Origin of the sequence: Treponema sp. UBA7570 (genome assembly GCA_002477955.1) — a bacterium.
In the GTDB taxonomy this organism is placed as follows: Bacteria; Spirochaetota; Spirochaetia; order Treponematales; family Treponemataceae; genus Treponema_D.
The window spans coordinates 587-10,056 of sequence record DLLE01000005.1 but is presented as its reverse complement, the minus strand read 5'-3'; the positions used below and the strand labels follow the sequence as shown (position 1 = coordinate 10,056).

General features: G+C 39.3%; 8 protein-coding genes. 3 read left to right on the top strand and 5 right to left on the bottom strand.

Annotated elements, in window-relative coordinates; translation table 11 throughout:
- Positions 1–33 precede the first annotated feature (33 nt).
- Together B4N75_RS00460 and recG are read left to right on the top strand one after the other, a co-directional pair.
- Positions 34–642, top strand: a complete 609-nt coding sequence (locus B4N75_RS00460) for a YggT family protein (protein ID WP_296668546.1) — start codon at positions 34–36, stop codon at positions 640–642.
- Positions 643–682: 40 nt separating this feature from the next.
- Positions 683–2,896 carry an ATP-dependent DNA helicase RecG gene (recG, locus tag B4N75_RS00455; RefSeq protein ID WP_296706286.1) on the top strand — a complete coding sequence of 738 codons (2,214 nt, stop codon included), beginning with the start codon at positions 683–685 and terminating at the stop codon, positions 2,894–2,896.
- A gap of 35 nt (positions 2,897–2,931) precedes the next feature.
- On the opposite strand, the gene B4N75_RS00450 is transcribed toward recG, so the two are convergent.
- Positions 2,932–3,771, bottom strand: a complete 840-nt coding sequence (locus B4N75_RS00450; RefSeq protein ID WP_296668549.1) for a sigma-70 family RNA polymerase sigma factor — start codon at positions 3,769–3,771, stop codon at positions 2,932–2,934.
- A 513-nt stretch (positions 3,772–4,284) separates the two neighbouring features.
- On the opposite strand from B4N75_RS00450, the gene B4N75_RS00445 reads away from it, so the two are divergent.
- The gene (locus B4N75_RS00445; protein ID WP_296024347.1) at positions 4,285–4,557 is read left to right on the top strand and encodes a co-chaperone GroES; all 273 of its coding nucleotides are present in this window, start codon (positions 4,285–4,287) and stop codon (positions 4,555–4,557) included.
- Between the two features lie 50 nt (positions 4,558–4,607).
- On the opposite strand, the gene B4N75_RS00440 is transcribed toward B4N75_RS00445, so the two are convergent.
- From B4N75_RS00440 to B4N75_RS00425, 4 genes are all read right to left on the bottom strand, one after another.
- Positions 4,608–6,401 (bottom strand): hypothetical protein, encoded by a 1,794-nt coding sequence (locus B4N75_RS00440; protein WP_296694067.1) that lies wholly within the window; start codon positions 6,399–6,401, stop codon positions 4,608–4,610.
- A 124-nt stretch (positions 6,402–6,525) separates the two neighbouring features.
- A complete protein-coding gene (gene nusB, locus B4N75_RS00435; protein ID WP_296024351.1) occupies positions 6,526–6,960 on the bottom strand; it encodes a transcription antitermination factor NusB in 435 nt (144 codons plus the stop codon).
- Positions 6,961–6,978: 18 nt separating this feature from the next.
- Entirely contained in the window at positions 6,979–8,058 is a 1,080-nt protein-coding gene (locus B4N75_RS00430) for a peptidyl-prolyl cis-trans isomerase (protein ID WP_296024354.1), read from the bottom strand.
- 188 nt (positions 8,059–8,246) lie between these two features.
- Positions 8,247–9,470, bottom strand: a 1,224-nt coding sequence (locus B4N75_RS00425; RefSeq protein ID WP_296706284.1) for an alanine--tRNA ligase, incomplete at its 5' end; no start/stop codon positions are given.

Genomic DNA, 9,470 nt, shown 5'->3' with positions numbered 1-9,470 from the left:
AAGTTTTAATCTTGACTTTTTACGGGAGATAAAATGAGAAATATTTTTCAAATTATTGCAATGTCTGTTAATTTTTATTCTTTCATCTGTTTAATCAGAATTTTTTTAACCTGGTTTCCAAAGGCAAATTATTCAACAGCCGGAAGAATTTTATCTTCTGTCTGCGACCCTTATCTCAACATATTCAGAAAGATTCGCTTTTTAAATTTCCGCGGACTTGACTTTAGTCCGGCACTTGCGCTCTGTGCCCTTTATGCCGTTTCTGGTATTCTTTCAAGCCTTTCGCACGGACAGCCAATAACAGTCGGCTATCTTCTGGCAATCGTGCTCAGCCTTGTCTGGTCGCTAGTCTCTTCGGTCACAAAATTTTTAATCGTGCTTTTAATAATTCGCCTTATTGCAATGGGAATCATGCGCCTTATGTCCCGCAAAAACGGTTACCGCGCCTACAGCCCGATTTGGGATCAGCTCGACAGCCTGATTTCGCCATTCGCCTACAAAATATCAGGAATTTTTACAAAAAAATTCATTCCTTTTACAACAGCGCTTATAATTTCAACTGTATTTTCACTGATTACGGTAAAAATCGCAGATTTTTTAATTGCAATAATCTGCAATCTTCTCGTACATCTTCCTTTTTAAAATATTCTAAAAATCTGCGGATCAACAAACGGTAGCAAAAGTGAAAATTTCCGAAATTAAAAATTCTATTTCCGCGCTTTCTGGAGTTGGAAAAAAAACAGCAGAATTTTTCTCGCATCTTAACATTTTTACAGCCGGAGATTTGCTTCAATTCTATCCGCGAACTTATGACGACCGCACAAAAAAAATAGTCTTAAAAGATTCTTTAAAATTCTCAAAAGTCCACACAATTGCAAAAGTAACAGGCCACGAATGGTTTGGCTACGGCAACATGAAAACCCTCAAAATCATAATAACCGATGGAACAGCAAGCGCAGAACTTGTAGCATTTAACCGTCCGTTTTTAGAAAAAACACTTCCGCAAGGAGCAATAATCACCGTAACAGGCAAATTTGAAGCGAAGTTCGGCAAACTTCAGTCATCTTCTTTTGAAGCGCAAAAAATCGCAGACGAAGGAAATTTGCAGGACTACGAAAACATAATGCCTCCAGAAAGCAAAATTTTTCCAGTCTACAGCCTGACAGAAGGATTAAGCCAAAAAATTGTCCGAAAAGCCGTAAATTCCGCAATTTCGCAATTTGCGCTCGGAATCGAAGACGATTTGCCGGAATATCTCATTTCTCAAAACCATTTTTTGCACAAACGCGACGCAATAAAACTCATTCACAATCCGCAAAATCCTGCCGAATACAACGAAGCACGAAAAACGCTCGTATATGAAGAATTTTTCTTTTTTCAATGCGCAATAGCAAGACAGTCAATCGAGCACCGTGGATTTCTTCCTTCGATTGAACTTTTACCGCAAAATTCAGACCAAGCCCAGCCGCAAATTTCAGACGAACAGTTTACAAAATCGCTTTCTCCACGACAAAAACAATATTTAAACCGGCTTTCATTTACCCCCACAAAAGACCAAAAAAATGTAATTTATCAGATGAACTGCGACATCGACAAAAGCTACGAAACTTCTCCCCTAGTTTCAAAAAAACAGAAGCAAAGACAGTTTTCAATGAGGGCGCTTCTTCAAGGCGACGTCGGCAGCGGAAAAACACTCGTTTCTTTTTTTGCAGCCCTCCGGGTAATCGATTATGGAAGTCAGGCAGCACTTATGGCGCCAACAGAAATTCTTTCCAGACAGCATGCAGAAAATGCCGCAAAAGAACTCGAAGCCTTAAACGTTTCTGTTGCATATCTGACCGGAAATGTAAACGCAAAAGGCAGAATTCAGCTTTTAACAGCCTTAAAAGAAGGTAAAATCAACCTAGTAATCGGAACTCACGCGCTTTTTTCAAAAAACGTCCAGTACAAGGATCTCGCCCTGGCAATTATCGACGAGCAGCACAGATTTGGAGTCATGCAACGATCCGCAATTTTAGACAAGGCACGCGCAAGTTCAAACGCAAAACTTACAGAACCTAACCTGCTTATGATGAGCGCAACGCCAATTCCGCAAACACTCGCGCTCACAGCATTCGGAGATTTAGATATTCTTACAATCCGCACAATGCCGGAAGGTCGCAAGCCAATTCAAACCTACCTGACAAAAGAAGGCAACGAGTCAAATGCTTACGAAGCCGTCCGGACAGAATTAAAAAAAGGACATCAGGCATATTTTGTTTATCCGGCAATTGGACTCAACGAAGCGCAAGAAGAAATTTTTTCCGAAAACAACGATTTTTCCGCAACCGAAGGATTATTTGAAGAAAGTGCTCAAAAAAAACAGGCATTAAAAGCCGCAGAAGACGCATTCAATTTTCTCCAAACCCAGGTTTATCCAGAATACAAATGCGCACTAATTCACGGAAAAATGAACGAAGACGAACAGTCTCAAATTCTTGAAGATTTTAAAAATGGCAAAATAAATGTCCTCATCGCAACAACAGTTGTCGAAGTCGGCGTAAACGTTCCAAACGCAAGCTGCATGGTAATCGAACAGGCAGATCGTTTTGGACTTGCAGCCCTCCACCAGCTTAGAGGAAGAGTCGGAAGAGGAAATGAACAATCCTACTGTTTTTTAATCTATTCAAAAAATATAACAGAAACTGGAATAGCCCGAATGAAGGCAATCCGCCAAACAAACAACGGATTTGCAATCGCCGAAGAAGATTTAAAACTAAGAGGTCCCGGCGAAATCACCGGAACCGTACAAAGCGGAGAATTGACATTCGCGCTCGCCGATCTTTTCAAAGACCAGCAAATTATGGCAAAAGCAAGAGCCGACGCATTCAAATACGTCCAAACTCTCGCAAAATAGCAACAAACCTTCAAGCCCACAAAACGAGCTAAACGTTAAGCAACATAAGCCTCAAGCCGTCTTGCACGAACAGGATGCTGCATACGGCAGATTGCAGTTTTTTCAATCTGGCGGATCCTTTCCTTAGTAAGATTGCATTCTTCGCCAATCTGAGCCAAAGACATAGGTTTTTCACCGTCAAGACCGTAACGAAGACGGATAACCTTTTCTTCTGCCGGTTTAAGAGTTCCAAGAACATTCGCAATGTCTTTCTGAAGATTTTCCGTTATAACCTTTTCATCAACATTCGAATATTTTTCGTCTTTTACAAAGTCGCCGACAGTACCAATATCCCCGTCTTTATTCTCAACCTGAGCATCAAGACTAATCATATCGCGGTTAATTTCAAGCATTTCGTTTACATGCTGTTTTTCCATGCCAAGCATTTTCGCAATCGTTTCAATTTCTTCGCTTTCAGACTTTTTGCCGTGAACAAGTTTTTTAGCCTTTTCAATCTGAACAAGCTCGTTCATGCGGTTCATTGGAATACGAATTGCACGTCCTTTTTCGCAAACCGCCTTCAAAATTGTCTGACGAATCCACCAAACAGCATATGAAATAAAGTGATAACCTTTTGTAACGTCAAATTTTTCAATCGCAGTCAAAAGACCAATATTTCCTTCACTGACTAAATCGCCAAGTTCCAGTCCACGATTCTGGTATTTTTTTGCAACATTTATGACAAACCGAAGATTCGCATTTATAATTTTATCTTTTGCAGCCTTATCGCCATTTTTAGCCTTAATTGCCAGTTCTGTTTCTTCTTCATGATTCAAGAGCGGAATTTTGTTTATTTCTTTCAAATAAATTCCCAGGTTTTCATCGTAATTTGTCATAAAATGTCTCCTCTAAAAATTTCGCGTTAGCGGTGAGCCACGGATGACGAGAATCACAGTTTTAGAAAGCAACGCTTGAGCAAACTGTAATTTTTATCATGCAACATTAAAATCGCCGAAACGATGTTTATTTTTAATTTTTTTACACTTATATATTAGCAAGAAATGTGCCAACTTTTTACTATTTTTTAGGCGCCACATCTTGCTAAAAAACGCAATTTTTCCGATTACTCTTCTCTTTTTTCTTCAAACCAGTGCCTACAGGCTCAGTAACCCTCGGTCCTGCGGACGAACTTGCGTTCCCTTCCGGCCCTGGGGCGTATTTTTCGGGTAAAAAAATCCTCTTTTAAAATTCTTATTGTTTCTTTTTGATACAGTTAAAAGCTTTTAATTTAGCATTGTGTCTTTTTGACGCATTAAAAAAAATCAAATTAAAACGATTTTTGTTGACGATTAAGAGACAAAATTTATATATTTAAAGCAAGGATTAAAAAAAATTTGGAGGTTATATATATGAAACTTAAACCATTAGCGGACAGAGTTCTTCTCAAGGAAGAAAAAGCAGAAACAACAACAAAATCAGGCATTCTTCTTCCAGAATCTGCCCAGGAAAAAACACAGACTGCAAAAGTAGAAGCTGTTGGACCTGGCACAGAAAAAGAAAAAATCACTGTAAAAGTGGGCGACCGTGTAATGTACGACAAATATTCAGGTGTTCAGGTAAAAATGAACGGCGAAGATTATTTAATCGTTAAAAACTCAGACATCATCGCTGTAGTAGAATAACTTGTTATAGACGGTCATTTCGAGAAAAACTCAATGACCGTTTTTTTTTGTCATTTTAATTTTCTGAGCATAAGCCTTGCATCAGCATTCATTGGATTTAAGCTTAAGGCATATTCAAGCGAAAGAATTGCGCTTTCCTTATTCTGCAAATCGTTTTGAACAAGAGCGGTTCTGTAAAGAATTTTGGATTTTAACTTTTTATCTTTAGTTCTGCCAGAAGCAAGTCCGTAGAGATTCAGCGCTCTTTTTAACTCACCGTCAGAAGCATAAATTACAGCAAGATTAACAGCCGAATTTACAGCACAAAGCCTGCTAAAAGAAACAATCTGACCGTCAGCTTCAATCGTTCGAGCGCCTCCTGTTTCAAAAAGCGCATATTCGTACAGACGGCGGGCGGCGGAAATATTATTGTCAAGAAGGGCAAAATATGCGGCAGTTTCAATTTCCCAAGTTTCCATTGTGTTTGCATAATCCGCCGCCCTGTCGCCAAAAGCCGCCCTTATTACAAAATCAGGAACTGGCGGAGCAGAATATGTTTTTTCACCGCCAAAAATATCATATTCAACTTTTTCGTCCTGCAAGTCCGTTTTTTTCATTTTATAGCGGGCGTCCAAATAGTTTTCGAACAAAAGCCTGGCATCTTCTTTTTTTTCGAACTTTAAGAATTCGTTTACGGCAAAATGCAAAAGTGCCGGCGGATACATATTTTTTTCAATTTCGTTAATTTCGAGATTTTTCCATATTTCGCTTTCAACTTTTTTTTGCGGTAAATCAGAATTTTCAGTCAGCCATAAAGAAAGTTTTTCTACCAAAAGCTCATCGCTCAAAGTCTGCGCATTTTTTTTCTGCCATTCAAGCATTTTCTCAATTCTAAAAATTGCATCTCTTATCAAAAATTTCGGCCGCTCATCTTTCTGCTTCATCGAATATGTGCGCAAGGAAGTTTTTCTCAATTCCCGTTCAAACAAATCCTGCTTTTCCAATACAGAATCCGCGCGAGCAAATTTTCCATAAGTTATTAAGGCAGGAATATTTTTTGAATCACGCATTATAACTGTCATCAATAAATCGTATGCTCTTGAATATTGGGCAGCATTATAAGCCCAAAGCGCGCTATTTACGTAAACAAGTTCTGGAACATTCGCATTTTTTTCAATTTTTGCCTGCAAAATCAAACGTTCGCGCTCTTTTTCTGCAGAATCGTAATCTCCAAGCATAAAAAAAGCATCGCTTGCAAGATCTGTCAGTTCATAATTTTCAACAGAAAAACCTTTTAACTGCGCATTTTCGTAATTTTCAACGCACAAATCGTAATTTTTTGCGTCAAACTGAACCTTAGCCCAAAACAAATTAAAATCACTCTGAATCGATTTCTGCAAAGCGGCCGCCGCAGAATAGTTTCCATCTTTTAAAAACGGAAGCGCCGCGTTTACAAGCCATTTTTCGTTTCCCGTTGCAGAATAACAGTCGCCGTAAATTCCGGAAAGCTGAGGCAAGAGAAGATTTTTTTCTTTTTGAGATTTTAAAACCGCCTCCGCATAAATCGAACCGTATTCTGAGCCTTCCAAAACGGAACCAATTTTTAGAGCTTCGTCGAAACGCCCTTCTCGCAACAAAAAATGAGAATAGACCGCGGAAATCTCATTGTTGCCGGGGATTTTCTTTAAACTGTCGGAAAGTATCTTTTCTGCAAGTTTTTTTTCTCCAAGCGTCATAAAACGCCGGTAAATTCCAATTCTTGCGTAAGCGCTGTATGCTGATTTTGAAGTTTTTTTTAAAAGTTTTAAAGCATCGTCAGTCTGCCCAAGTTGAATAAAAGAATCAACAGTATCAAGAGCAGACAAAAAAGACGACTGATTTGAACTCTGCGAACACGAAAAAAATAAGAATCCGGTGAGTAAAAAAATCACTGCCAGATTCTTACGGCTGGACAAAAATTTCCAGTTTTTCTTCATATGCAGACCAAAATTATTTTTCTGACGATTGAGAATTGCAGGATTTTCCAATAGTGTCCAAAACCGCATTTATAAATTTAAACGAATCATCCTGTCCGTATTCTTTTGCAATATCAACCGCTTCGTCAATTACAATAGAAACAGGAACGTCTTTCTGAAAAAGCAAAGAATAAACGCTCATACGCAAAATCGAAAGCGTAACCTTATTAAGACGCGCAAAATCCCAGCCTTTAAGATTTTCTTTTATACGTTCATCAATCTGAGACTGATTTTCAATCGCACCGGCAATCAAAACCCTTGCAAAAGTTGCAGTTTCCATATCAACTGCATTTTTTTCAGAATCTCCATCCGCCCAAGACAATTCAAGAACATCTTCTTTAGGCATTCCGCCTACTTCCCAGGAATAAAGTCCCTGAAAAGCCAAAATTCTTCCTCTTCTTCTTGACACTTTATCTTTCCTGTAAAATTACCAATTAAGCAACTTGTCTAAAGCTGCACCAGTCTTCTTTCTTTCTACATTTTCTGGAGTATCAAGAGCTTTTGTTACGTCTTGAACTGCCGCAATCATTGCCTGGCTCTGTTTCTGCTGTGTAAGATTAGATTTTATATAATCATAGACAGTGATTGTCGTTTCCGGCTGAACTAAATCGCTCAAACCAAGCATTTTTGCACTGTACTTTGCACGAACCGCATAAAATTGAAAGTCGTTTTCTGTTTCTGTAAGCGAAGAAACATATCCTTTTTCTTTTCCAAAAAGTTCGAGAAGTTCATTGTATGTAATGCCAAGCTGCTGAGCATGCTGAGCGGTTTTGCTTATGAATAAATCTCCGCCCTGATAATCTTTTGAATTTGCTGCATTTGCCTTGATTTTTTCAGTAGTAATTTTTTTATCCTTAAAATCTTTCAACATAGCTTCTGCCTTTGTTTTTGCGGCAGCAGGATCATTGTTTTTAGGAAAAAGCACAAGGAAAAGTTTAAGCATATCGTTCTGAACAAAACTTGCCTTATTCAATTCATAAAAAGCACGAATTTCTTCATCGCTCGGAGCAGCTTTTTGAATTTCTTCCTGTTTTTGCTGCAAAACATACTGCTGGGCAATCAGCTGATTCTTCAAATAAGTTTTGTATTCAGCGACTCCCATTCCTACAGTATTTTTCATGTAATCCTCAAAAGATTTTCCTGTCTGTTTTTTTATTATTTCCTCAAATTCTGCTTCTGTAACATTTCTTCCAAACTGCTGGCTTACATTCTGCATAAAATACTGATTAACCTGAGAATCAGTAAGAACCATTCCTGCTTTTGTCGCAGCCTGTACAACCAATTTTTCATCAATCATCGCATTAAGAATTTCTTTTTTCTGATCAACTGTAAAAGAAGAAATTCCATTCTGTTTTCCATAAATTTCAACTCTATTCTTGAGCTGCTTTAAGGTGATTGTCTCTGATTTATTGAGTTTTACAGTAGCAAGAGGCTGTAAATCTGTCTGAGCAAAGGCTCCTGTAGCTGCCATTAAAATCAAAGATACGCAAAGTGCAAAACGTTTCATAAACTTTCCTTAACTTGTCTTTTTTGTTCTGTAAAACGAGAACATGCAGGGTTTTTGAAAAAACTAAAAAGTTCCAAAAACACTTAACGAATATAAACAACTGTCAAAACAGCCAGTTACATTCAAATAAAAAATCACCTCCAAAAAAATTGACGTTTTCAGAGGCTGTTATTTTTTTTTTGCGCAATTTACTGAGGATCGAGCGGAAGCCCGCCAGAAATCACCGCGCGGATTCTTCTTACGCCTGCCGATGAAGACTGCTCTTTTACAATCTTGAAATCGCCAATCTGCGCAGTGTGCTGAACATGAGGACCGCCGCAAACTTCCTTTGAGAACCAGTCGTTTTTAGGGTCGCGCCCGATTGTGTAGACTTTTACCTGCTCGCCGTACTTGTTAGAGAAAAGCGCGCGCGCGCCTTCATTTTTCGCCTGGTCAAGAGTCATAATCTCCATTGTTACAGGCAAGTCTTCCTTGATTTTCTCGTTTACAATGTCCTCGACTTTCTGAATTTCTTCCTTAGTCATCGGGCGGCTGAAAGTAAAGTCAAATCTCATTCGCTCGTTGTTGATGTTCGAGCCTTTCTGCGCAACCTCGTCTCCCAAGACATTGACCAAAGCCTGCTGCAAAAGGTGAGTTGCAGTGTGATACTTTGTCGCGACATCTGACTGCTCAGCCAAGCCGCCTTTCGCTTTTCCCGCATCCAAAGTTTTTGACGCTTCCTGATGCTTTTTTTCAGCAGCCTTGAAGCCTTCAACATCGACTGTAAAACCGTGCTCCGCGCCAAGCTCCTGAGTAAGCTCAAGAGGATAGCCGTAAGTTTCATAAAGATTATAAGCGACTTTTCCTGAAATCACTTTTTTAGGATTTTTCATCAAATTCGGAAGAAGTTTCTGGAATTCTGCCTCGCCCTTCTTCAAAGTCTGGCGAAATTTCTCTTCCTCGGCTGTAAGCTCCTGCTTGATTTTCGCAGAATTCTGCTCAAGTTCAGGATAAGCCGCCTTGAAATTCTCAATTACAGTTTCAGCAATTTCAGCAAGGAAAGACTTTTCGATTCCGAGCTTCATCCCGTGCCTGACTGCGCGGCGAATCAAGCGGCGCAAAACATATCCCGCGCCGACATTTGACGGAGAAACGCCTCTCGGATCTCCAATGATGAAAACAGAAGCGCGGCTGTGATCTGCAATAATTCTCACAGAACGGTCTTTCTCCTCGTCTGTTCCATACTTATAATTTGAAAGCTTCTCGATTTCAGCGATAATCGGCTGGAAAACTTCCGTCTGATAAACCGAAGTTTTTCCCTGCAAGATGCAGTTTGTGCGCTCAAGTCCCATTCCTGTATCAACATTTTTCTTTGGAAGCGGCTCAAGAGTTTTCTCGTCAATTCTGTTGAACTGCATAAAAACGTTGTTCCA

What these genes read in the sequence shown, in the direction of transcription:
- B4N75_RS00460 (WP_296668546.1), top strand. Translation starts at nt 34, where the DNA reads ATGAGAAATATTTTTCAAATTATTGCAATGTCTGTTAATTTTTATTCT.
- B4N75_RS00450 (WP_296668549.1), bottom strand. Translation starts at nt 3,771, where the DNA reads ATGACAAATTACGATGAAAACCTGGGAATTTATTTGAAAGAAATAAAC.
- B4N75_RS00445 (WP_296024347.1), top strand. Translation starts at nt 4,285, where the DNA reads ATGAAACTTAAACCATTAGCGGACAGAGTTCTTCTCAAGGAAGAAAAA.
- B4N75_RS00430 (WP_296024354.1), bottom strand. Translation starts at nt 8,058, where the DNA reads ATGAAACGTTTTGCACTTTGCGTATCTTTGATTTTAATGGCAGCTACA.